Here is a 23,509-nt window from a genome sequence, read left to right as displayed (position 1 = left end):
TACTCGATCTCGGTGGTCAGTACAACCAGGCCGTGACAGCGGCCCCCGGCACAGCCGGGGGCGCTGGACCTGATCGAGAGGATGCGTGATGGGATGCGGAACTCGATCATTGCGTCCCCTGCCGCTTGGGCGCCAATCGAATGTGATCAACAGCATGCGACCGGCCGTCCTGCACGTCACTCCATGATCGAGTATCGTGGGCGGGCACAGCACCGATGGGAGACAGGGCGCCGGAAACGGCGAGCGTTGCACGATGTTCGATGAACTTGCCAAGCACTACGATCAGCGGGCCGCGCAGCTCAAGGGTGTCCATTACAGCTCGCATGGGCGGTCGGCGGCAGCCCCGGTCGGACGGCGAGCTGCTGACCGACGTGGTGCAGAGCCGCGTGGTAAGGCGCAGGGCATCAAGCTCGTTCCCGGGATCCACGGCGGTTTTCTGGGCTGTCGAAAACGTTGATGAAGCTGGTCGGTTGTGCCACAGCTTCGGTGGGCATCGGTCGAAAACTGACGAACCAGTGCTGCCCGCCTATGTGCCGTACGAGGAACTTCTCGGTGAGGGCGACGCAATATGAGGGATCACGGTTACTCCACACAATGGCAGTCGCTGCGGTGGGCAAGTGCCGTCGCCCAGGATCGTTGCGATCAGATGGCAGAGGTCCAAAAGGAGCTGCGGCGGGCGTTCGAGGAGGATAGAGCCGCCCTTGGTGGAGATGTGTACGGGGCGGAGCTGGCCATGAAGCTCCCAGCGATCGAAAAGGGGATATTCGACACTTTCGGCGCCTTGCTTGATGAGTTGGAATACGAGGGCCACGGCCTGGCCCGAGGTTCGGCCTTCTACGAGGTGGCCGAGCGCTCCAGCCAGCTGGGTATGTGACCGCCTTCGGTCGCCTTTCCACGCGCGGCGGAATGGCGGTGGGAGATGGGCTTTGACGGATGTGTCGTTCCGGAGGCGTTGCGACCGTACGTCGACTGGGTCACTGCGACGGCGTGGCCTGAAGGCGACCCGCGGGGGTGCTTCCGGATGGCCGATGCGTGCGTGGTGGCGGCGCATCGGGTGGTGGCCGACACTGACGCCGCGGATCTGGTCACGGCCAACCTCGTGGGGGAGCGGTGGGACGGCGCGGCACAGCGGCTGTTCGTCGCGCATGTGCGTGACAAGGTGGGCGGTCGGCGAGCCGAGCTCGTCACGCGGCTGATCAACGCGGCACTTGCGTTGAACGGGGTCGGGGTGGTCATCCAGCACGCCCAGCGCATGATCACCTTTATCGTGATCCTGGTGATGGCGGTTGTGCCGTTCCTGATCTGGCGGGCGCCATGGGTGCTCAGTGCCTTCTTGCGGGTAAGCCGCATGACCGCCTTGCAGGTCGCCAAGCTCGCAGTGACGCTGGCGGGCCTGTTCGCCGCGAGCGGCGGGACGTTGGAGTTGGTGACAGAGCTTTCGCAGGTCAAGGGCGGGCGGCGGGATGAGATCGACACTCACCAGTTGCTGATCAGTGTGCGGGACGGGGCGATCACCGGGCTGCTGACCGGGCTGCTTCAGGGCGGATTGGGCCGGCTGGCCACGCCGGCGTTACGGGACGGCATCGCTCAGGCAGAGGCCGCGTTCGGGGAGAGGTTGCTGGCTCTCCTGACGGGAACGGTGCCCGGCCAGGCATTGCAGTATGGCGTCGCCGGGTCGGCCGCCAGTGCGATCAGCACGGTGCTGGACGGCCGGCCGCTGGAGTGGGACCTGATCCTCAAGAGCGGCACTTCTGCGGCACTTGGCGCCGACGGCCAACACCTGGCCACCCCGCACCTGGCCGCTCGCCACATCGACGACGTGGCCGTACATGGCAGCACGGTGAACCCGGAAGGTCCTCCCACCGCCCATCACACCGATCTCGCCCAGGCCGCCACGCAGACCCATCCGCACGCCTCGCGCGACGGGCAGATCGGCACGCCTGGCTCCCCGGTCCGCGAACCGCGAACCGTCACGCCTGACAACGCAATCGGTGGTCTCCCCGCGAAGGACAGCGGGCCGACCCCCTCAATGGGCCTGGACGCCCGTACGGCGCCTTCCGCCGACCGTGCTGTCGCCTCACCCGACCCCAAGGTCGCCCCGGGGCGCAACAGAATCGAAGCGGCCCTTCTCGGCAAGGAGGGAGCCGTTCACGATGGGCAGGGAGGTCGCGGGCCTGGCCGTCAGGATTCTCTTGCAGCCGGCCCGCCGCTCGCCGAGGGCCGGCGACATCTGACGGAGCACCCGCAAGTCGCCGACTTGACGGTGGACCCCAGGGACACCGGTCACGCTGTCCAGGAGATCATTCCCGAGGGAGCGCCGAACCAACCGGAGGGTGCGACCGTCGCGCATACTGCCGAGAATCCCCAGTCGCAGGCGCACCAGCCATCGCCGGATCATCCCAGGATCACCACGTCCGAGTGGGTGCAGGCCACAATGGACGCGCACGGGGCCGAAGCCGGCAGCCCGCTCGCCTATCAGAATCAACGCGCCCAGGCGGTCGGCGAGGTCAGTGCGGAGTTGCGCCTGTCGGATCCAAAGGCTTTGAATGCCCTGGAGGTGGCGTACAACGTAGTCAGGGCAAATCATGCGCCATACATCGTCAGATGTGTCGAGGGAATGCTCCCTGATCTGAGAGCAGACGCGGCGGCAGGCCGCGCGATCGTCTTCATGGGCCGCGACGGATACAACATGGCCCTCGCGGCCAGGAGATTGGATCCGGCCTTCTTCGATGGCCATTGCACCGTGGCTCTTGTGTCCAGGAAGATGGCGGAAGCCGCAGTACAGGACCTGGAACTTGGGGGCAGAACCTTTCCGGAGCTCAAGGGTCTGCGGCATATGGCGCAGGATGTGAACCCCGGTGATGTCTCCGGAGCCGCTCGACGGTTGACCGAGTATCTCCAGCGGAGCGGGGTTCCCGTGGGGCGTGAAGGTGCCGTCACCATTGTCGACAACGGCTTCCGCGGAACCATCCAAGAGATGTTCGCCGCCATGTACCCGGAGACCTCGTTCACGGGACGCTACATGTTCTTCGCCCAGTCCCCGGGAGATCCTCATCCTGGAACGAAGCAGGGCTACGAATTTCATCTGGACCTCGATCGGAGTAATGGTGGATCGCCTCTCTGGGATCCGCTGCCGCCGAGAGAGGTCGAGCTCACGTTTCAGAGCAACTGGGCACTCTATGCAATCGAGGAAACCATGCAGGGGCCGATGTCGAGTCCCGCCCGAATCGGCGACGACGGTCACCCGGTACAGGTTTTAGAACGCGACAGTCGAAATCCCACGCACGGATTGAACCCTGTGCTCGTGCCAAAGATACTCACCGATCCGGCTGTCCGCGAGGCCGTGCTGCGAATCAACCTCGTTGCTGTCGAGCACTGCGTCGACCACATCATGGAGCTGAGATCAAAAGGTGATGACTGGCAGGGTGAGCTCGATCGGGGGAGGGACAGAATGCTGTCCAACGTGCGTGCTTGGATAGCCCGTGGTCAGCCCGATCCGGAATTCGCGTTCATGACCGGCGCCTTCGCGCGCCGAGAATTCGGGGCGCCGATCTTCGAACTCGCGTCGGCGATCGAACAAGCCGGCGTCTCAAGGCAGGAAGAACGGCGAGTGTGGGAGTCCTTCGAAAGGCTGTCGACCCGGGAAGAAAAAGAGGCGTTCGTGGAGGAATTCAGAGGGTCTCACACGCAGGACGCCGACGAAGGGGGTTGATGTTCCCAGCTGCCAGGTCCGCTTCCGCCGACACGCTGATGCGCTCTCGGATTGCTGTGCCGGCCGGCGCTCGGAAGATCTGTCCATGCACAGCTTTTCCCGAGGGAGCTATCCGAGCAGGATCATCGCCCGCCGATAGCGGACCGTGCTGGTCGTGCCGCGCCGCACGATCCGCTGCAGCTCCTGCCTCTCTTGGTCCGTGAGCCTGCGGGCCCTGACCGGTTGCGTCAGCCGGCCTCCCGAGCGCCTGTCGAACGTGATCAGCACCCATCCAACCGGCAGGAACGGCTCACGCGCCAACCCGGTGATCGTTTCCGGCCGGCAGCACTAGCCGCCCGGGACGATCATCGTCACGCCCGGCACCGAGCCGATCGAGGCCAGCGCCTTGCCCGCGTCGGCCAGCCCGATCGTCCGGGTCACGAGCTGGTCCGGATGCAGGATGCCGGCCCGGATCATCTCCAGCATCGGCGGATAGGCGTGCGCCGCCATGCCGTGGCTGCCCAGCAGCCGCAGCTCCTGTCCGATGACCCGGCTCATCGGCACCGGCGTCGTCTCCCCGGGCAGGAGCCCCACCTGCACGTGCCGGCCGCGGCGGCGCAGGCTCTCGACGGAGGCGGCGCACGTGCGCGGGCTGCCCAGCGCGTCGATCGACACGTGCGCGCCGCCGCGCGTCAGCTCCCGGACCTGCGCCCCCACGTCGCCGGCGGACCCGTCCACGAAATGCGTCGCGCCCGCCCGCTCGGCCAGGTGCAGCGCGTCGGCGCTGACGTCGACGGCCACCACCCGCGCGCCCGCCGCCGAGGCGATCATCACCGCGGACAGCCCCACGCCGCCGCAGCCGTGGACGGCCACCCACTCGCCCGGCCGCACCTCGCCCACCTGGGCGACGGCCCGGAACGCGGTGGCGAAGCGGCAGCCCAGCCCCGCGGCCGTGGTGTAGGCCATCTCCTCGGGCAGCGCGATGAGGTTGACGTCGGCGTGGTCGACGGCCACGTACTCGGCGAACGAGCCCCAGTGGGTGAAGCCCGGCTGCGTCTGCCGCTCGCACACCTGTTGCTCGCCGGCGGCGCAGGCCGTACAGGTGCCGCAGGCGCACACGAACGGGACGGTCACCCGCGCCCCCGGCAGCCACCCGCGCACGTCGGAGCCGACCGCCTCGACCACGCCCGCGAGCTCGTGGCCGGGCACGTGCGGCAGGGCCCGGATGTCGGGGTCGTGCCCCTGCCAGCCGTGCCAGTCGCTGCGGCAGAGACCCGTGGCGTGCACGCGGATCACCGCGCCGTGCGGTGCGGGGGTGGGGTCGGGCAGGTCGCGGAGGTCGAGCTCTCCGCCGAACAGGTCAAACGCAACGGCTCGCATCTCATGAGCTTAGGGTCAGGCGCGGCGGCCCGCGCAAGACCCTCACCTCACCGTCAGGTGGCGCAGCTCGCGCAGGGCCTGGTGCGAGGGCGAGCCGGGCTCGGTGGTGTAGATGACCAGGCGCAGGTCGTCGCGGTCGGGTACGGGAAGCACCTGGCAGGTCGCGTCGATGGCGCCCACGAGCGGGTGATGGATCACCTTGCGCTGCTCGCGGCGCACCTCCACCTCGTGCCGGTCCCAAAGCGCGGCGAACTCCGGGCTGAGCGCGAGCATCTCCGCGACCAGCGCCCGGATCCCGGTGTCGCCGGGGTAGCGGCCCGCGGCGGCGCGCAGGTCGGCGACGGCGGCCCGGGCGAAGCGGCTCTTCTCCTCGTCGGCGAGATGGTCGGCGAGGTCGGGCGCGCCGAAGACCCAGCGGATGGCGTTGGGCTGCTCCGGGCCCGCGCCGTCGAGGCCCTGCATGACGGCGCTCGCCAGTGGGTTCCAGGCGAGGAAGTCGTACTTGGCGTCGAGCACGAACGCGGGCACCTCCTCCAGGAAGTGAATCAGGTGCAGGATGCTCGCCGGCACGTGGCCCCCGCGCCGGCCGGCGGCTCCCGGCTGCTCCACCGCCTGCCCGGCCAGGTGGAACAGGTGCGCCCGCTCGTCCTGGCTGAGCATGAGCGCGCGGGCCAGCGCGTTCAGCACCTGCCGCGACGGGTGCGGCCCGCGGCCCTGCTCCAGTCTGATGTAGTAGTCGACCGACATGCCGGCGAGCTGGGCGACCTCCTGCCGCCGCAGGCCCGGCGTGCGCCGCCGCTCCCCGGCGGGCAGGCCGGCCTCGCGCGGGGTGCGGCGGGCGCGGCGTGAGCGGAGGAACTCGGCGAGCTGGGCACGGTCCATGCCTCCATCATCCCGGCTGGGCGGTTCGCGTGGGTGGTACCGCTGATCCCAGCTTCCGGAGGTCTCTCCCGCCTCGCCCGGAGCCCCGCGACGGTGGGGGCATGACGACGACAGCCCTCATCACGGGCGCCAACAAGGGAATCGGATTCGAGATCGCGCGTCAGCTCGCCGAGCGCGGCGTCACCGCGGTCGTCGGGGCGCGCGACGAGGAGCGCGGGCGGGCCGCCGCCGAGCGGCTCGGCCAGCCGTACGTGCTGCTCGACGTGACCGACGAGGAGAGCGTGCAGGCCGCGGCGAAGTGGATCGAACGGGAGTACGGCAGGCTGGACGTCCTCGTGAACAACGCCGGGACCGTCGGCGGCTGGCCGCCCGAGCCGAGGCCCAGCGCCACGCCGGCGGCTGCGCTGCGCGAGGTGTACGAGACGAACGTCTTCGGCGTGGTCACGGTGACCAACGCGATGCTGCCATTGCTGCGCCGGTCGGAGGCGGGCCGCATCGTGAACATGTCGAGCGAGCTCGGCTCGGTCAGCCTGGCCCTCGACCCGGGGACCCCCTTCTGGGAGAGCAACCTGCTGGCCTACAACTCCTCCAAGAGCGCGCTCAACATGGTGACCGTCTCGTACGCCAAGGAGCTGCGCGACACCCCGATCAAGGTGAACGCGTGCACCCCCGGCTACTGCGCGACGGACCTCAACGGCCACAGCGGCCACCGCACGGCCGAGCAGGGCGCGGTGATCGCGGTGCGCCTCGCGACGCTCGGCGCCGACGGCCCGACCGGCGCCTTCCTGTCGGAGGACGGCCCTCTGAGCTGGTAGGTGTGGCCGCCCTCTGTCCGGACAGTAAGGGGGGCATGGGACAGGATCTGGACAAGGAGCGCTTCACCGAGGCCGAGTTCACCGCGTTCGGCGAGCGGCTCCACCAACAGCTGGGCACGCTGCGCCGGCTGCTGGACAGGCCGGGGTTCGGCGAGGGGCCCACGACCATCGGGGCGGAGCTGGAGCTGGTCCTGATCGACGCGAACGGCCGTCCGTTGCCGCGCAACGACGAGACGCTGCGCGTGCTCGGCGACCCGCGTGTGGTGCTGGAGCTGGGCCGCTACAACCTGGAGGTCAACCTCACGCCGCTGCCGCTGGCGGGCCGGCCGTTCGAGGACCTCGGCGGCGAGGTGCAGGAGGCGCTGACCAAGGTGGACGCGGCTGCCGGGGCCGCGGGGCCGGGCGCGGGCGCGGTGCCGATCGGCATCCTGCCCACGCTCGGCACCGACGACTTCACCCGGGAGGCGATGAGTGACCAGAAGCGGTACCGGGCCATGAGCCGGGGCTTTCGCCGGCTGCGGCTCGAACCGTTCCTCGTGAAGATCGGCGACCTGGAGCTGGCGGTGTCGGACGTGCTCCTGGAGGCGGCCAACACCTCCTGGCAGGTGCACCTGCGCACCCCGCCCGAGCGGTTCGCCCGGGTGTTCAACGCCGCCCAGCTCGCGATCGGGCCGGTCCTCGCGGTGTGCGGCAACTCGCCGTCGTTCCTGGGCAGGCAGTTGTGGGAGGAGACGCGGATCCCGCTGATGGAGGAGGCGGTCGACGACCGCGACATCGAGCGCCGCGAGCGCCGCGACGGGCGGGTCACGTTCGGCTCGGACTGGGTGCGCGAGGGGGCGTACGAGCTGTTCGAGAGGTACGTCCGCGACTACGCCCCGATCATGCCCGAGCTGCGCGACAGCGACGACCCGCTGGACGTGCCCGAGCTGCGGCTGCACCAGGGCACGGTCTGGCAGTGGAACCGGCCCGTCTACGACCCGGCGGGTGGCGGTCACCTGCGGGTCGAGATGCGCGCCCTGCCGGCCGGGCCCTCGTGCGCCGACATGACGGCCAACACGGCGTTCCTCGTCGGGCTCACGCTCGCCGAGGCCGAGCGCGACCTGACCGGCTACCGCTTCGCCGAGACGTACCAGAACTTCTACCGGGCGGCCATGAACGGCCTGGACGCGAAGCTGTCGTGGCCGGGCCGGGACGGCGAGCTGGACGCGGCCGACCTCGTGCTCAGCCTGCTGCCGGAGGCGCGCGGGGCGCTGCTGGCCGCCGGGGTGGTGCCGGACGACGTGGACGCGGCGCTCGGCGTCATCGAGCAGCGGACCCGGCTGCGCCGCACCGGCTCGGCCTGGCAGCGGGAGGCGCTGGCGCGGCTCGGCGGCGACCGGGGCCGGCTCGTCCGCGAGTACCACGAGAACGCGCTGTCAGGGCTTCCCGTGCATATGTGGCGATAACCGCAACAATCCCGGCTCCTCGCCCGTCAAACTGATCACATCGGACGGAACGGGGAGAGGATGACATGGCGGGCACGGGGATGGTTCCGGCGGACGCGACGCCGTACTCGTTACGGCGGGCGACCGGCACGCTGGCGGAGGCGGCCGGAAAGCTCGCGGGGGAGCTCGGAGCGGTCACGGCGGCGACCGTGCTGGCCCGCGCCAACCGCACGGGGATCCGCAGGGGAGTGACGGCGGCGCTCGGCGCGATGCAGCCCCGGCCGGCCGACTGGTACGCCTTCGACGTCAAGGACCAGGACACGGTCGACTGGTACCCGCAGGGCCTGACCTGCGGCGAGGACTCGGGCTCGGCCGGTGCCTCCGTGCTCGCCGTGACCTGGTACTTCAAGCCCGCGCCGCCCGTGCCGGAGCGCGGCATCAGGCTCACCTTCCTCAGCCCGCAGACGCTCAAGTACCAGCACGCGCTGCTGGTCGAGCCCCGTACCGACGGCTCGTACGCCCCGATCAACATCCACGCGGGCGGGGTGGCCTGGCACGGCGACCTGCTGTACGTGGCCGACACCGCCCGGGGCCTGCGCGTCTTCGACATGCGTCACGTGCTCGACCTGCGCAGCGTGCAGAGCGACCTCGGCGACCCCACCCAGGTGGGGCGGCGCGACGGCCGCTTCCACGCCTTCGGCTACCGGTACGTCATCCCGCAGAGCGACTTCTGGCGCGTCGCGCGGCCCGGGCCGCTGTTCTCGTTCGTGTCGGTCGACCGCAGCACCACCCCGCACACGCTGATCAGCGGCGAGTACGACGAGGACGGGCCCGGCGGCCGCGTGGTCCGCTGGAACCTCGGACCGGACCTGGGCGACGGCACGCCGCGCGACGCCTTCGTCCTCGGCCACCCGAAGATCCAAGGGGCGGTGTCGAGCGGCGGGGCGTGGTACCTGAGCCAGGCGGCCGACGCGCGCACCAACGGCAAGCTGCTCGTGTACCGCGACGGCAAGCTCACCACCCGGGCCTTCCCGATCGGGCCCGAGGACCTGGCCGTGCGGGGCGGGCAGGTGTGGTCCGTCACCGAGTTCAGGAACAAGAGGATCATCTTCGGCGTCCCGCTCTGACGGCATGGGTCAGCTGGTGAGGTGGCGCTGGAGCACGTCGCGGTAGCGGCGGTCGAAGGCGTCGTAGCGGGCGCGCAGCTCGCGCCCCGGCCATCCGTCCGGCAGCAGTTCCGCGGGCAGCAGCGGATCGGCCAGCAGGTGCCGCAGCACGGCCGCCGACACGAGGAACCCCTCCGCCAGCCCCTCGGCCCGGTCCAGCCGCCGCTCCAGCTCGCGCGCCTCGGCGGCCCAGCCGTCGAGGTCCCACAGCAGGGGAGTGGGGTCGGCGTGCGGCCGGCCGTCGATGAGCGTGCACTGCGCGGTGACGGTCTCGGGCCAGGCGCGCAGCAGGTTGGCCGGGCGCATCCAGGTGCCTTCGCGCAGCTCGGCCATCCGCAGCGCCGTCATCGCGTGGCGCAGCGCGGCCCGGTCGGCGGGCGCGCGCCGCTCGGCGGTGACGACGGCGATCTCCCAGGAGCCGTCCCACGGCCTGGGGTGCGGGTCGCGGCTCTCGTCCTGGCGCGCCTGCCGCTCGACCAGCCGCTCCGACAGCCGGTAGCGGCCGTCCTCCTGGATGAGGTCGCCGGCGGCGACCATGCGGGACAGCGCCACCCGTACGGTGCCCTCGGCGATGCCGAACAGCTCGCCGACCCGCACCAGGTGTCGGGCGGGCAGGCTCGGCGGGTGGCTGCCGAGCAGCGCGCTCAGCACGGCGGAGCGCGCGCTCAGTGCCTGCACGGTGTGCTGCACATTGGTGACATTACGGTCTTCCATCGCGTGTCGAGTATATGTAACACTCCGGGCATGGGCCGCTATCTCATCGAACCGTTCGACAGCAGCGACCGCTACGCGACCGAGCGCTACCAGGGCGCCGCCGGCCGCAACTGGTGGACCTGCGACCCGACGCTGCGGCTGCTCATGCGGCGGCACCTCGGCGACGGCCTGGCCTGGGCCGAGCCGCACCTGGACCGGCTCGGCGCGCTCATGGGCGGCCCCGTCGCGGCGTGGGCGGAGGAGACCGACCGCAACCCGCCCCGGCTGGAGAAGTACGACAAGTGGGGCAGGGACGTCAGCCAGGTCGTCATGCCGCCCTCCTTCCACGCCGCCCGCGACGCCCTCATGGCCGACAACTTCACCTCGCCGGCCTTCGCCGAGCAGGCCCGCGCCCACGGCGCCGACCCGGCCGCGCTCGCCGCCGCCTGGACGTACCTGCTGGACCAGGCCGACATCGGCATGGGCTGCGCCCTCGGCACCGGCGGCGACATGGTCGTCTCGCTGGCCGAGCGGCACGCACCCGCCGACGTGCGGGACCGGGTCCGGGCCATCTTCGCCAACGGCTTCTACTCCGGCGAAGCCGCCCAGATGCTCACGGAGCGAACCGGCGGCTCCGACCTGGCGGCGCTGGAGGCCACCGCCGTGCCCGACGGCGAGGCGTGGCGGCTGACCGGGCTCAAGTGGTTCGCCTCGAACGCCAACGGGTCGGCGTTCGTGGTGCTCGCCCGGGCCACGACGGACGACGGGGTCGCCATCGCGCCGTTCCTCGTGCTCTGGGAACGCCGCGACGGCTCCCGCAACGGGGTACGGATCAGGCGGCTCAAGGACAAGCTGGGCACACGGTCGGTGGCCTCGGCCGAGGTCGAGTTCGCCGGCGCCGAGGCGTTCCTGCTCGCCGGGGCCCCCGGCGCGGGCTCGTCCGGGCTCGGGACGATGATGAAGCTGACCAACGCCTCCCGGCTCGGCGTGGCCATGATGGGGCTCGGCGTGGCCCGCCGCGCGCTCGTCGAGTCGATCTGCTACGCCCGCGCCCGCGAGGCGTTCGGCCGCAGGCTCATCGACCAGCCGCTCATGCGCCGCAAGCTGGCCGAACTGATCGTCGAGGTCGAGGCCGTCCAGGCGCTGGTCTTCGACGGCCACGTCGGTCCCCCGCTCCGCCTCGCGCCCGCCCTGGTCAAGCTGCGCGCCACCCGCCTCGGCCTGACCGCCGCCAGCGACGCCGTCGAGATCCACGGCGGCAACGGCTACATCGAGCAGTGGCCGGTCGCCCGCCTCCTGCGCGACGCCCAGGTCAACCCGATCTGGGAGGGCGGGGACAACATCCTCTGCCTCGACGTCCGGCGCGCCATGCTCCGCGAGAACGCCCACGAACCGTTCCTGGACCGGCTGGAGGCGGCCGTCGCCCAGGCCCCCGAAGGCTCCGGCGACCTGGTCCGGGCCCGGATCGGTGACCTCCGCAAGGCGATCACCGTCTGGTCCGGCCTGGACCCCGAGGTGGCCGAGGCCCGGCTGTACCCCCTGGCCCAGCTCATGGCGGACGTCTACGCGGCGGCGCTGCTGCTGGAGCAGGCGGGCTGGGAGCAGCGGGAGCTGGGCACGGACCGCAAGGCGCTGGTGGCCCGGCTCTACGCCGAGACCCACCTCGCCGACCACGGCCCGCTGCGCGGCCTCGACCGCCCGGCCGAGGACCTCGACCGCTTCGGCGACCTCCTGGAGGGGGCCGTCACCCTCTGACATCGGTGGGCGGCTTTGACATCGGTGGGCGGCGCCCGTGCGAGAGGCGCCGCCCGAGCGCGGTGATCGCCTCCAGCCCGGCCACCACCTCGGGGACGGAGGTGAAGCCGGCGGTCAGGTCCGTGCGCACCGCCGGCGCCCGCTGGATCACGAAGAACGGCGTGCTCACGTTGATCGCCGGCAGCAGCTCCAGCTCCTGCGGGGTGACCTGCGCGATCGGGTGGCCGGAGCCGATGCCCGCGTTGTTGACCACGATGTCCAGCCCGCGCCCCGCCAGCCCCGCGCTCAGCCCCTCGAGGAGCCGGTCCACCGCGCCGTCCTCGCCGAAACGGGCCCGGACGGCGAACGCGCGGCCTCCGGCCTCCTCGATCCGGGCCACGGTCTGCTCGGCCGCCTCGTCTTTGCCGCCGTAGTGGATCGCGCCCTCGGCGCCCAGCCGCACCGCCACCGCCCGGCGCCGCTTCGGCGCCCCGCCGGCCAGGGCGTCACAGGGCGGCCAGCAGGCGGGGCACCGCCTCGCCGATCGGGTCGCGGATCACCTCGTCGGCCTGGTCGTCGTACGGGGTCGGCTCACCGTTGACGATCACGAGCCGGGCGCCCGCCTCGGCCGCCAGCCCGGCCAGCGTGGCGGCGGGCTGCACCTGCAACGAGGTGCCGACGACGAGGAAGACCGCGCACCGCTGCGCCGCCCGGACCGCCTCCGCGAGCGTCTCCTCCGGCAGCACCTCGCCGAACATGACCGTCGTGGTCTTCAGGACACCCCCGCACCCGCGGCACGCGGGGTCCGGCTCGCCCGCGTCGATCCGGTCGAGCGCCTCACGCAGGCTGGAGCGGGCGCCGCAGCCGACGCACACCACGCCGAACATGTTGCCGTGCAACTCCAGCACCGCCCGGGAGCCCGCCTTCTGGTGCAGGCCGTCGACGTTCTGCGTGACCAGCCGGTCGAGCCCGCCCGCCCGCTCCAGTTCGGCCAGCGCCTCGTGGGCGGCGTTGGGCTCGGCCGTCCAGGCTGGGCTGGCGCGCCGGAACTCCCACGAACGGCGCCGCACGCCGGGATCGTCCAGGTAGGGGCCGATGCTGACGAGCTTCAGATGGTCGGGCTCGGTCTTCCACAGGCCGTTGGGGCCCCGGTAGTCGGGAATGCCGGACTCCGTGGAGATCCCCGCGCCGGTCAGCACCGTGATCGTCATCCTCGCCTCCTCTTCCGCCACCAGTCTCCCAGCGCGCGGCCTTTCTCGCGATCTTCAAACGCGCGGTCTCGGGGCGCGCGGTCTTGGAGCGTGCGCTTTTGGGCCGCGCGGTCTCGGGCCGCGCGGGCTTGGGGCGCGCGCTCTTGGGTGCGCAGTCTCGGGTGCGCGCTTTCGGGGTGCGCGGTCTCGCGGCGTGCGGTCTTCCCGTACGCGGGGCCCGGGCGGGCTTGTGTGCGTGGCGGGTCACGGGGATGCTGGGGCTCCTGGCCCTGGCCGAGGTTCGCGGAGGTGGACATGACCGTACGGATCGAACGCGACGGGCCCGTCGCAACCGTCGTGCTCAGCCGTCCCGAGGTCCGCAACGCGGTCGACCGCAAGACCGCCGGGGCGCTCGCCGACGCGTTCCGGGAGTTCGACGCCTCCGACGCGTCCGTCGCCGTGCTGTGGGGCGAGGGCGGCACGTTCTGCGCCGGCGCCGACCTGAAGGCGATCGACAACCACGTCGGCGAGGAGGGCGACGGGCCGATGGGCCCGACCCGGATGCGCCTGTCCAAGCCGGTCATAGCCGCCGTGGCCGGGCACGCCGTGGCGGGCGGGCTGGAGCTGGCGCTCTGGTGCGACCTACGGGTGGCCGAGGAGGACGCGGTGTTCGGGGTGTTCTGCCGCCGCTGGGGCGTGCCGTTGATCGACGGCGGCACCGTACGTCTGCCGCGCCTCATCGGCGCCTCCCGGGCCATGGACATGATCCTCACCGGCCGGCCGGTCGGGGCGGGAGAGGCGTACGAGATGGGGCTGGCCAACCGCGTCGTGCCCACCGGGGGCGCGCGGTCGCATGCCGAGGAGCTGGCCCGTGAGCTGGCCCGCTTCCCGCAGGCGTGCCTGCGGGGGGACCGGATGTCGATGCTGGAGCAGGAGGGCATGACGGAGGCGGAGGCGATCACGAACGAGCTGCGCCACGGGTTGCTCGCGCTCCCGGACGCCGCGGCCGGCGCGGCCCGCTTCACCTCCAGCGAGGGCCGCCACGGCCGATTCTGAGCCCGCCGTTTCCGAGCCCGTTGGTTCTGGGTCCGTTGGTTCTGGGCCCGCCAGTTCTTAGTCTGCCGGTTCTGAGGCCGCGCGGGCGGCGTTCCTTCGTCCGCGCGATCCGATCGCCGGGGTCCGCGCGGGCGTCACAGCACGGGGTAGTTGGCGCGGATCACGCCGTGCGGGTCCCGGGCGCGCTTGAGGTCACGCAGCCGCGCCAGCGTCTCGGCGGGGAAGGCCGCCGCCGCGTGCTCGCCCTCCGCGAGCATCGTGTACGGCTTGCGCCCGCTGCTGTACGGCTCGAGCGCCCCCGCCAGCTCCGCCATCCGGGCGGCCGTCTCCGGCGTCGGGAGCCCGATCATGTAGACCGAGTACGGCTCCACCAGCACCCCGGCCGCGCCACCGCCGTCCGGCCCCGCGGGACGGGCCAGCGCGCCGCCCAGGTGTCGGATCTGCACGCTGACCAGCGGGTCGATGGGCGCCCCGAGCAGCACGTCCTCGGGCAGCGAGGTCAGCAGCTCGCAGCGGCCGATCCCGGGGCTCGGGTCGGTGGGCTCGGCGCAGATCGACCCCAGCTCGGCCACCGGCAGCGGGCCGCGCCCGTCGCTGAGCAGGCCGCCGACCTTGTCGAAGCGGCGCAGCAGGCCGCCCGGATCGGCGCCCAGGTACGTCACGTCCACGTGCACGAACCCCGGTCCGCCGGGGATCTGGAGCAGGTCGTACCAGACCGTCAGCTCCTCCGGCGCGTCCGCGACCACCTCACGGAACGCCTCCAGCACCTCGGCGGCCCGCGCGATCGGCCACGTCATCCGCCCGCCGTACAGGGAGGGCGCCGGGTGCAGGTCGAACTCCAGCGCCGTCACGACGGCGAAGTCGCCGCCGCTGCCCCGCAGCGCCCAGAACAGCTCCGGGTCCGACTCGGCGGTCACCCGCGCCGGCACACCGTCGGGACCCACCACCTCGGCGGCGCGCACGCTCGCGGAGGCCATCCCGTGCGCGCGGCTGAACCAGCTCAACCCGCCGCCGAGCGTGTACCCGGTGACGCTCACCACCGGAGAGCTGCCGGCCAGGCCGGTCAGCCCGAGCGGACCGGCGGCGGCCAGCAGTTCGCCCCACTTCACGCCCGCTCCCACCCGGGCGACCCGGCCGGAGATCTCCACCTCGTCAAGACGGTTCGTGCGCAGGAGGATCGCGCCCTCGGTGTCGCCCGAGGCGCCATGTCCGCACGCCTGGGCGGTCACCGACAACCCGTGCGAGCGGGCATAGCTCACCGTGGCCGCCACGTCGGAGGCGTCCGCCGCCTCGACCACCGCCCGCACGGGCTGGTCCACCCCCAGGTGCCACGGGGTACGGGCCTGGTCGAATCCCTCGTCGCCCGGGACGAGCACGCTGCCGTTGATCGCGTTCTTCAGTTCGTTCATGGTGACGACCATGCCAGAGCCCGCTTGGCACGCAGTTGGCGTTCGCTTGTCTTGTGGGAAGTTGGGGCCGTTCTGGTGCCCTGAGGGTTCGGGGCGTCACCTGTCTGAGGGTTCGGGGCGTCACCTTTCTGAGGCGCGTGGTGCGTAGCCCTGCCTGGGGGCGCGTGGCGCGTCACCTGCCTGAGGGCGCGGTGCGTCACCGGCCCCCTCCTTGCGCTGGTCCGGGGGATTGTCGGAGGCGTTGCGTAGGGTTGGCCCCATGCCTGACATCGAGGTGGCGGGGCGGCGGGTGCCCATCACGAGCCCTGACAAAGTGATCTTCCCGCAGACCGGCCACACCAAGTTCGACCTGGTGCGTTACTACCAGGCCGTGTCCGAGGGGGCGCTGCGCGGGGTGTCAGGCAGGCCCATGATCCTCAAGCGGTACGTGCGCGGCATCGAGGAGGAGGCGTTCTTCCAGAAGCGGGTCCCGGCCAAGCGGCCTTCGTGGATCGAGGTGGCCGAGCTGCGCTACCGCTCCGGGCTCAGCGCCGAGGAGGTCGTGGTCAACGACCTGGCCCAGCTCCTCTGGGTCGTCAACCTCGGCTGCGTCGACCTCAACCCGCACCCCGTCCGCGCGGACGACCTCGCCCACCCCGACGAGCTGCGCATCGATCTCGACCCGGTGCCCGGGGTCGCGTGGGACGACGTGCTGGCGACCGCGATGGTGGCGCGGGAGGTGCTGGCCGACCACGGGCTGACCGCCTGGCCCAAGACATCCGGTTCGCGCGGCTTCCACGTCTACACCCGCATCGAGCCGCGCTGGACGTTCGCCGAGGTGCGCAAGGCCGCCGAAGCGGTGGCGCGCGAGGTCGAGCGGCGGGCCCCCGACGTGGCCACGAGCCGCTGGTGGAAGGAGGAACGGCACGGCGTCTTCGTCGACTTCAACCAGAACGCCTACGACCGCACCGTCGCCTCCGCCTACTCGGTCCGCGCCGTGCCGGACGCCCGCGTGTCCACGCCGCTGACCTGGGACGAGGTGCCGGGATGCCGGCCCGAGCTGTTCACGATCGACACCGTTCCGGAGCGGCTGGCCGAGCGGGGCGACCCGTGGGCCGGCATCGACGACCATCCGGGCACGCTCGACGGGCTGCTGGAGCTGGCCGAGTCGCTCGGGCCCGCCCCCAAGCCACCCAAGGGCACCGGCCGCAGGCGCCAGATCGTTCCCGTCATCGAGATCGCCAAGGCCCAGCACAAGGACGAGGCCCTGGCGGGCTTCGAGCGCTGGAAGGCCCGCCATCCGGGGGCGGCCGCCCGGCTGGAGCCCGCCGACGTGCTGGTCGACGGGATGCGGGGGCGCAGCAGCGTGTGGTACCGGGTCCGTGTCAACCTCCAGCACGTCCCCGAGTCCGAACGCCCGCCGCAGGAGCCGCTGGAGGTCGACTACGACCCCTGGCACTGATCCGGCGCCGTGCGCGGATGCGCCGGGGCGGCCCGCGAGCCGGCTCCCCGGGATAGGGGAGAGGTAGAGGCGCAGCGGGGCGGTCGGCATGGGGAGAGGAAGAGAACGCCGCCGGGCGATCGGCAGGATTTGGGGAGAGGTAGAGGTCTCGCCGGGCGGCCGGCGGGATAGCTCGGCAGGACATGCCAGGTCGGGGAGGTCGCGCCTGGCAGCCCGCGGGACGGGGCGGCGCGATGCGGGCGAGAAAGGGATCGCGCCTGGTGGGTCGCGGAGTGGGGGAGAGGAAGGGATCGCGCCGGGCGGGTCGGCGGGGTGCGGCGGCGGGATGGGGTAGGGCAGGAGATCGCGCCTGCCGGTCCACGAGATGTGGGAGAGTGCGAGGGACCGCAAGATCGAAAGGTGTGAGCCTTGGCAGTCCCCCTTGCCGCCCTGATGCTGGCCTCGTTACTTTCCTCCTCGCCGTCAGCCTCCCCGCCGGCAGTTTCTCCGCCGGCAGTTTCTGCGCCACCCGCCTCCCCATCACCGGCCTCCACGCCCTCCGCCTTACCCGCGTGCCCGCAGATCTTCGGGCACGGCGGCTACCCCACCGGCGCCAACGCGTGGGAGCGGGATCAGGTGCGTCAGCCCAACAACCCCACGGCCATCCGCAGCTACAAGGCGTGGGGGGCGTCCGGCGTCGAGGCGGATCTGCAACTCACCAAGGACGGCACCAAAGCCGTCATGTGGCACAACTTCTCCACATGGGGATTGACGGGTACGAAGAAGAACATCACCGACATCTGGTGGGCGGCGGGCGACACGGCGCTCAAGGGGCGGACCATCTACCGGGGCCTGTTCAAGGGCGAGACCGTCTACACCTTCCGCGAGTGGCTGGCCACGATGAGGAGCGCGGGCATGGTCGGGCTGGTCGAGATCAAGGCGGGGGCCCGGCAGTCGCTGCTCAGCTCCAACGCCTCGATCAAGTCGCGGGCCTGGGCCGAGGTGCTCGACCCGGTCAAGGAGTCCTATCGGTCGCAGGAGATCATCCTGTACTCCCACGACGGCGACCTCGCCGCCGAGCTTCGGAGGCGGGTGAGCGCGGCGGGCATGTCCCAGGTGCTGAGCGGCGGGCCCATCTGGCCGGAGGTCACCGCATGGGAGGAACCACCTCCCTCGTGGCGGCTCAACGAGAACGCATGGAAGACGGCGCTCCAGAACGGCGCCAAGCGGGTGGCCACCGACTACACGCCCCAGCTCAACACCTGGCTCCAGGGGAAGTGCCAGTGACCGCGCCCAGGAGGGTGGACGGCCGCTCCTGACGCGGGCTCGGCTTCTCCGGCCGGCGAGGCGTGCGGCCATTCCGGGAGCGGCCTGGGCTCTTCCAGGCAGGGCGTGGTCCTTGCCTCTGGGGAGGGTCGGGCGGGTTTGGTGTCTCTGGGAGGCTCGGGCGGGTTTGGTGTCTCTAGGAGGGTCGGGCGGGTTTGGTGTCTCTGGGAGGCTCGGGCGGGTTTGGTGTCTCTAGGAGGGTCGGGCGGGTTTGGTGTCTCTGGAGGCTCGGGCGGGTTTGGTGTCTCTAGGAGGCTCGGGCGGATTTGGTGCCTTGGGGGCGGCGGGCTTGGTGTGTCTTGGGAGACTCAGCTGCCTTTGGTTGGTGCGCTCTCGTTCTGTCGCGCTCTCGGTTGGTCCGGCCGGACGTGATCCTGGCTGCCGGGCGCGTGCCATCCGTGAGCAGCGAGCCAGGGGCGGCCTGCGGTTATTCAACGTGAGCTGGACGCCAAGCCGGCGTCGTAGGCGATGATGACGAGCTGGACCCGGTCGCGGGCGTCTAGCTTGGTCAGCAGGCGGGTCACGTACGCCTTCACGGTGGCCACACTGATGACCAGTTCGGCGGCGATTTCGGTGTTGGACAGGCCCCGGGCGACGAGGGTCAGCACCTCCTGCTCGCGGCCGGTGATGCCCTCCAGGGCGCGCGGCGCGGGAGCGGGCGCGGGGGCGGCGGCCGGTTCGGGTTCGGGATCGGGGCGACCGCTGAACGCCTCGATGAGCCGCCGGGTGACGCTCGGCGCTATGAGCGCGTCACCGGCGGCGACCACCCGGATCGCCGCCAGGATGTCGTCCAGGGCCATGTCCTTGACGAGGAAGCCGGACGCACCCGCCCGCAGCGCGCCGTACACGTAATCGTCGTCGTCGAACGTGGTCAGCACGACAACCGCTGCCCCGCTGGGGCCGGCGGTGATCAGCCGCGTCGCCTCGATGCCGTCCATGCCGGGCATGCGGATGTCCATCACCACGACGTCAGGCCGCAGGCTCTCGGCCAGCAGTACCGCCTCCGAGCCGGTGCCCGCCTCGCCGACGAGTTCCAGGTCGGGGGCGTCGGTGATGACCATGCGCAGGGCGGCGCGGATCAGCGGCTGATCGTCGGCCAGGACGACGCGCGCGAGCGGGTGGTCGCCTGGTCGAGTAACCCCGTCCGTCATCACGCTTCCCTCGAGAGGGGCAGGCGCACCGCCACCCGGAACCCACCCTCCGGACGCGGCCCAGCGAAGAACTCCCCGTCCAAGAGGTGAACCCGCTCCCGCATCCCTATCAACCCGAACCCACCGCCCGCAGAGCGACCAGCCCCACCCGGGTGGGCGCTGTCACCTGCATGGGTGTTTTGATCGGCAGGGCCGATGTCACGCAGGTGGGTGTTGTCACCAGCGTGGGTGTTCTCATCGGGAGGGCCAGTGTCACCTGCATCCGCATCATCGTCAGCTGGGTCACCTGCATGCGCAGTGTCATCGGCAGGGCCACCGTCACCGGCGTGGGCATTGCTTCCGCGGGCACCTTCATCGGCGGGAGCACCGTCACCTATGTGCGGGCTGCCATCCGCGTGCGGGCTGCCATCCGCGTACGAACTGCCATCCGCGTACGGACTGCCATCCGTGTGCGCATTGCCATCCGCGTGGGCGCTTCCTGTCGTAGGGGCGCGTTCTCCCGCGCGGGTGTCTTGCCTCGGGTGGCTGGTTGCGTCCCTGGAGCCGCCCTCTCCCATGGAGTCGCCTTCCTCGGCGAGAGCGCCTTCCTTGGTGCGGGCGCTCTCTCGCGTGACGGGGACGACTTCCGGTTGGTGCCTGCCTCTTGGGTGGCTGTTCTCCTCCGCGAGCGTGTTCTCCGCAGCGCGGCTGTCCTCTTCCGCGGGGGCGCCGTTTCGGGTGCGCCCGTTCGCAGGTGTCTGAGGCTGGGCAGGTGCGTGGTCGTTGGCTTCCCGGCGGCTGGCTACGCCTGGGAGACCGCGGACTGGTCCGTCGTTGAGGACCTCGATCGACAGCGCGTCCGCGTGGTACGCGACCGACACCTGGCACGAGTCGACGGCCGCGTGGCGGACCACGTTGGTGACCGCCTCCTGGACGACGCGGTAGGCGGAGAGGTCGAGATCGGCGGGTAGCGGTCGTTGGGCGCCGAGCCAGCGCACGTCGACGCGGACCCCGGCGTGCGTGGTCGTCGCCGCGAGCCGACCGAGGTTCGCCAGTCCGGGCGACGGTCGCCCGTCCTCTCCCGACTCGGCTGTCAACAGGCAGGGGTACGGAGATACGGGCCCAGGCGTTTGGCTCTCTGGAACCGGTTCAAGCGCCACAGGACGCGGGAAGGTCAGACCCGGCCCGGGGCTCGGGGGCGTCGAGTCGGGGCTAGCTGGGCTGGTCGGGTCGTGCAGGCCGGTCAGCTTGGTTGGGGCGGACACTGGCCGCGGGTTCGCCGGGCGGAGGGCGCTTGCCAGATGGAGGGCGCTTGCCGGACGGAGGGCGCTTGCCGGACGGAGGGCATGCGCCTGGCTCGTCAGGTCCAGACCCGACCGAGCAAGGCCGGCGGACCCTGTGGGGCCAGCGGACTGTGTCGGTCTGGCGGGCTCTGTGGGGCCGGCAGAAGCGGCGGGGCTGGCGGTCCCGGCCGAACTCGCTGAACCAGCGGGGATAGCGGCATCGCCAGCAATACAGCCGGGACCAGCGGGATTCTCGGTGAGACGCAGCGTCCTGGAATTCGGGGTGTGCGGAGCCTCCGCCGACCTCTCCGGGTTGCCGCGCGAGGGCGGTGGCGGGGGTGTGGGGTGGCCGAAGTCGCGTGGTGTCTCGCGGGCTGGGGCCTGGTCGTGTACCGGCGTCACTGCGAGGGGTGTCTGGGCGGTGCTGTCGGGGGCTTGGGGGGTCGCGTCTGAGGGCGTGCCGGGGGGCTGTGGTGCGTTCTGAAACCGGGACGGGTTGCGTGGGGGAGTCTCCGCGAGGTCGCCAAGGTCCTGGAGTGTGACGTGTGCTGGGTCGTCGTGGTGGGGTGTGGTCCGGGCGAGGTCGGCAGAGGTCTGTGGTGGCGCTTTCGCCACGTTGTCGCTCCCCTGTGCCGCGTCGTTGGCAGGGTGCTGTCGCGTGGCCCTTGGGGCGTTGCCTGGCGGCTGCGGGGACGTCTCTGCGCCGCGCGGCGCCGGGTGCGCATGGCCGCTCAGGGCGCCTGGTGTGACCTGCGTCGAGGCGTACGACTCGGACTGTCTGAGTGTGCCGACCATGCGGCGCAGCCCCGACAACGTCTCCCGGCCGACGGTCTCGATCTCCGCCAGGGCCTCCCGGGCGCGCAGCGGCTGGGTGTCGATGACCCGCCGCGCCGCGCCGGCCTGCAGGGCGATGACGCCGATACTGTGCGCGACCGTGTCGTGCAGGTCGCGCGAGATGCGCAGCCGCTCGTCCGTGACCGCCTGGGTCGTCGCCCGGGCGGTCAGGGCCGCGGCGTGCTCGCGGGCCTGGTGCGACGAGCGGCCGATCAGCCAGGCGATGATCGCCGTCATGGCCACCGCCAGCTCCGCCGAGGTGCCGATGGGCCAGCCGAACAGCATCCTGACGGTCAGGTAGCCGCCGAGCAGGGCGAGCGCCCAGAACAGGGCGGCCCTCGCGGTACGGCGTGACCGGGTGGCCGCGATGACGTACAGCGCGACGTCGATCGCGAGGTACTGGGCGAACGGGATCTCAGCAACTCCCAGCGGAACGCAGGCGATCACGGAGGCGGCCAGCATCAGCCCGAGCGCGCGCAGCGGGCGGCGGGTCAGCAGCCCGCTGCCGGCCAGCGTCAGACCGGTCGCCACCGCGAGAAACGTCAGCCCGTCGAACCGGTACAGCACGACGCCGGGATGCATGGCCGCCTCCCACTCGCCGGGCAACCTGACCCGCATGAGGAACGTGAACACCATGCCCGCGCACCATGCCAGGGCCGCCCACGCGCCGGGCGGCACGCGCTTGAGCAGTGGCGGGGGTGTGACCTGCATGCGCAGATCGTAACGGCGGGGGCGGGGGCCGGGCATCGGACCAGGGGTGTACGACCTGGGTCTATAGGGGCCGGGACAAATGCCGTCGGTGGTCCGATGTGGCGCATATGGCGTCTGCGTCACCGTCGGTGAGGTGATCCAGACCTACGAGCCGCACCTGGGTTGTGCCCCGCCGCCCGACAACCCGCCGCCCGACAACCCGCCGCCCGATGAGACGTGTTCGTGCGGGACCGCGCCGGGCGCGTCCTCTTCGCCGCCGTTCCCGCCGTCCCGACTGGCCCCTGGGCGGCCGTCCCGTTCGCCGTCACCGCCTGCTCCAGCGGGCAAAGGGCGCCCCAGTGCCCCGTTCTCCGCCTTGCGCCTCCGCCGCGCCATGTCCGAGGCGTCCCGGCTGCGCCGGGCCGTGAGCGCCCTGATGGTCGCCGCCTCCGTCGCCGGGCCGATCTCCGGGGCGGCTCGGCCGCAGGCCGTCGCGGCGCCCGTCCCCGCTCCTCTGACCCCGCTCCGAGCCGTCCCGGAGGACCTGGCCGTACGGTACGCCGCCGCACGCGACGGCATCATGGCCGCCGAGCGCCTGGCCCGAAGGCGCGGTGACCTGTGGCGGGCCGCGAGGCTGCGTGACATGGCGGGCCCCGGCCGCCGGTTCCTGTTCTTCGACGGGCGTGACGGAGGCCGTGCCGCCGAGGTCTTCGGCGACCTCGCCACGGCCCGGCGGATCGCGGTCGTCGTCCCCGGCTCCGACACCAGCCTCGACAAGTACGGCCTCCTGCGCGGCGGCTCCCTGAGGCTGCACGGCGAGCTGGGCGAGCGGTCCGCCGTCGTCGCGTGGCTCGGCTACCGGACGCCGGCCACCGTCAGTCTGGCGGTGCTGACGCCGGACCACGCCGAGGCGGGGGCACGTGACCTGCGCGCGTTCGTGCGGGAGCTGGACGCCGCCAGGCCCGGCGCGCGGATCTCCCTGCTGTGCCACTCGTACGGCGCGGCCGTCTGCGGCCGGGCCGCCCCCGGGCTGGACGTCTCCGCCATCGTGTTCGCCGGCGCCCCCGGCGCGGCCGTGGACGACGCCGCCGCGCTGCGTACCCGGGCGGAGGTCTGGGCCGGGCGCGGCACCGGCGACTGGATCGCCCACGTCCCGCACGCCCGGATCCGCCTGCCCCTCACCACCCTCGGGCTCGGACCCGATCCCGTCTCTCCGGCGTTCGGCGCCCGGGTCTTCCCGGCGGGCGACGGCGGCCACAGCGACTACCTGAGAGCCGGCTCCCTCTCGCTGCGCTCCATCGCCCGCATCGTCTCCGGACGGGCTCCCCTCCGGGCGGTGGGTGGTGCCTGATCCCGTGGGGCGCTCCGCCGCGGCGAGCCCTCGCG

19 protein-coding genes and 1 pseudogene are annotated in these 23,509 nt (G+C 71.9%); 10 read left to right on the top strand and 10 right to left on the bottom strand.

Annotated features, from left to right (window positions below):
- Positions 1-106: 106 nt before the first annotated feature.
- Complete coding sequence (locus tag AB0H81_RS17415) at positions 107-313, bottom strand: hypothetical protein (RefSeq protein ID WP_358375424.1); 207 nt, start codon at positions 311-313, stop codon at positions 107-109.
- Positions 314-646: 333 nt separating this feature from the next.
- On the opposite strand from AB0H81_RS17415, the gene AB0H81_RS17410 reads away from it, so the two are divergent.
- Together AB0H81_RS17410 and AB0H81_RS17405 are read left to right on the top strand one after the other, a co-directional pair.
- Positions 647-874 (top strand): hypothetical protein, encoded by a 228-nt coding sequence (locus tag AB0H81_RS17410; RefSeq protein ID WP_358375422.1) that lies wholly within the window; start codon positions 647-649, stop codon positions 872-874.
- A gap of 147 nt (positions 875-1,021) precedes the next feature.
- Complete coding sequence (locus AB0H81_RS17405) at positions 1,022-3,712, top strand: hypothetical protein (protein WP_358375420.1); 2,691 nt, start codon at positions 1,022-1,024, stop codon at positions 3,710-3,712.
- A 114-nt stretch (positions 3,713-3,826) separates the two neighbouring features.
- On the opposite strand, the pseudogene AB0H81_RS17400 reads toward AB0H81_RS17405, so the two are convergent.
- The 3 genes and pseudogenes from AB0H81_RS17400 to AB0H81_RS17390 all read right to left on the bottom strand — a co-directional run.
- Positions 3,827-3,943: pseudogene (locus AB0H81_RS17400) on the bottom strand (IS630 family transposase); the annotation flags it as partial.
- A gap of 96 nt (positions 3,944-4,039) precedes the next feature.
- Positions 4,040-5,071, bottom strand: a complete 1,032-nt coding sequence (locus AB0H81_RS17395) for a zinc-dependent alcohol dehydrogenase family protein (protein ID WP_358375418.1) — start codon at positions 5,069-5,071, stop codon at positions 4,040-4,042.
- Positions 5,072-5,113: 42 nt separating this feature from the next.
- Positions 5,114-5,953 carry a helix-turn-helix transcriptional regulator gene (locus AB0H81_RS17390; protein WP_358375416.1) on the bottom strand — a complete coding sequence of 280 codons (840 nt, stop codon included), beginning with the start codon at positions 5,951-5,953 and terminating at the stop codon, positions 5,114-5,116.
- Between the two features lie 101 nt (positions 5,954-6,054).
- Between AB0H81_RS17390 and AB0H81_RS17385 the strand changes: the two genes are divergently transcribed.
- The 3 genes from AB0H81_RS17385 (at position 6,055) to AB0H81_RS17375 (ending at position 9,319) form a co-directional block, all read left to right on the top strand.
- Positions 6,055-6,768: an SDR family oxidoreductase gene (locus AB0H81_RS17385; protein ID WP_358375414.1), complete on the top strand. Its 714-nt coding sequence runs from the start codon at positions 6,055-6,057 to the stop codon at positions 6,766-6,768.
- A 35-nt stretch (positions 6,769-6,803) separates the two neighbouring features.
- Complete coding sequence (locus AB0H81_RS17380; RefSeq protein WP_358375413.1) at positions 6,804-8,213, top strand: glutamate--cysteine ligase; 1,410 nt, start codon at positions 6,804-6,806, stop codon at positions 8,211-8,213.
- A gap of 65 nt (positions 8,214-8,278) precedes the next feature.
- Positions 8,279-9,319 carry a hypothetical protein gene (locus AB0H81_RS17375; protein WP_358375412.1) on the top strand — a complete coding sequence of 347 codons (1,041 nt, stop codon included), beginning with the start codon at positions 8,279-8,281 and terminating at the stop codon, positions 9,317-9,319.
- 9 nt (positions 9,320-9,328) lie between these two features.
- On the opposite strand, the gene AB0H81_RS17370 is transcribed toward AB0H81_RS17375, so the two are convergent.
- Positions 9,329-10,072, bottom strand: a complete 744-nt coding sequence (locus AB0H81_RS17370) for a PaaX family transcriptional regulator C-terminal domain-containing protein (protein ID WP_358375410.1) — start codon at positions 10,070-10,072, stop codon at positions 9,329-9,331.
- A gap of 30 nt (positions 10,073-10,102) precedes the next feature.
- Between AB0H81_RS17370 and AB0H81_RS17365 the strand changes: the two genes are divergently transcribed.
- Positions 10,103-11,806, top strand: coding sequence for an acyl-CoA dehydrogenase family protein (locus AB0H81_RS17365; protein ID WP_358375408.1), 1,704 nt, complete (start codon positions 10,103-10,105; stop codon positions 11,804-11,806).
- On the opposite strand, the gene AB0H81_RS17360 is transcribed toward AB0H81_RS17365, so the two are convergent.
- Together AB0H81_RS17360 and AB0H81_RS17355 are read right to left on the bottom strand one after the other, a co-directional pair.
- Complete coding sequence (locus tag AB0H81_RS17360) at positions 11,796-12,254, bottom strand: SDR family NAD(P)-dependent oxidoreductase (RefSeq protein ID WP_358375407.1); 459 nt, start codon at positions 12,252-12,254, stop codon at positions 11,796-11,798. The genes AB0H81_RS17365 and AB0H81_RS17360 overlap by 11 nt on opposite strands.
- Positions 12,255-12,291: 37 nt before the next feature.
- A complete protein-coding gene (locus tag AB0H81_RS17355) occupies positions 12,292-12,996 on the bottom strand; it encodes a Sir2 family NAD-dependent protein deacetylase (RefSeq protein WP_358375405.1) in 705 nt (234 codons plus the stop codon).
- Positions 12,997-13,290: 294 nt separating this feature from the next.
- On the opposite strand from AB0H81_RS17355, the gene AB0H81_RS17350 reads away from it, so the two are divergent.
- Positions 13,291-14,031 carry a crotonase/enoyl-CoA hydratase family protein gene (locus AB0H81_RS17350; RefSeq protein ID WP_358375403.1) on the top strand — a complete coding sequence of 247 codons (741 nt, stop codon included), beginning with the start codon at positions 13,291-13,293 and terminating at the stop codon, positions 14,029-14,031.
- Positions 14,032-14,165: 134 nt separating this feature from the next.
- On the opposite strand, the gene AB0H81_RS17345 is transcribed toward AB0H81_RS17350, so the two are convergent.
- Positions 14,166-15,440 (bottom strand): FAD-binding oxidoreductase, encoded by a 1,275-nt coding sequence (locus tag AB0H81_RS17345; RefSeq protein ID WP_358375401.1) that lies wholly within the window; start codon positions 15,438-15,440, stop codon positions 14,166-14,168.
- Positions 15,441-15,699: 259 nt separating this feature from the next.
- Between AB0H81_RS17345 and ligD the strand changes: the two genes are divergently transcribed.
- A complete protein-coding gene (ligD, locus tag AB0H81_RS17340; protein WP_358375399.1) occupies positions 15,700-16,881 on the top strand; it encodes a non-homologous end-joining DNA ligase in 1,182 nt (393 codons plus the stop codon).
- 615 nt (positions 16,882-17,496) lie between these two features.
- A complete protein-coding gene (locus AB0H81_RS17335; RefSeq protein ID WP_358375398.1) occupies positions 17,497-18,147 on the top strand; it encodes a glycerophosphodiester phosphodiesterase family protein in 651 nt (216 codons plus the stop codon).
- A 470-nt stretch (positions 18,148-18,617) separates the two neighbouring features.
- On the opposite strand, the gene AB0H81_RS17330 is transcribed toward AB0H81_RS17335, so the two are convergent.
- Entirely contained in the window at positions 18,618-19,337 is a 720-nt protein-coding gene (locus tag AB0H81_RS17330; RefSeq protein WP_358375396.1) for a response regulator transcription factor, read from the bottom strand.
- A complete protein-coding gene (locus tag AB0H81_RS17325) occupies positions 19,337-22,144 on the bottom strand; it encodes a histidine kinase (RefSeq protein ID WP_358375394.1) in 2,808 nt (935 codons plus the stop codon). Before AB0H81_RS17325 ends, AB0H81_RS17330 begins: the two co-directional genes overlap by 1 nt.
- Positions 22,145-22,517: 373 nt before the next feature.
- Between AB0H81_RS17325 and AB0H81_RS17320 the strand changes: the two genes are divergently transcribed.
- A complete protein-coding gene (locus AB0H81_RS17320; RefSeq protein ID WP_358375392.1) occupies positions 22,518-23,474 on the top strand; it encodes an alpha/beta hydrolase in 957 nt (318 codons plus the stop codon).
- Positions 23,475-23,509: the final 35 nt, after the last annotated feature.

This window comes from Nonomuraea sp. NPDC050691, from assembly GCF_040654455.1.
In the GTDB taxonomy this organism is placed as follows: Bacteria; Actinomycetota; Actinomycetes; order Streptosporangiales; family Streptosporangiaceae; genus Nonomuraea.
The sequence above is the reverse complement of the archived record's forward strand: the minus strand, read 5'-3'. Positions and strand labels throughout refer to the sequence as shown.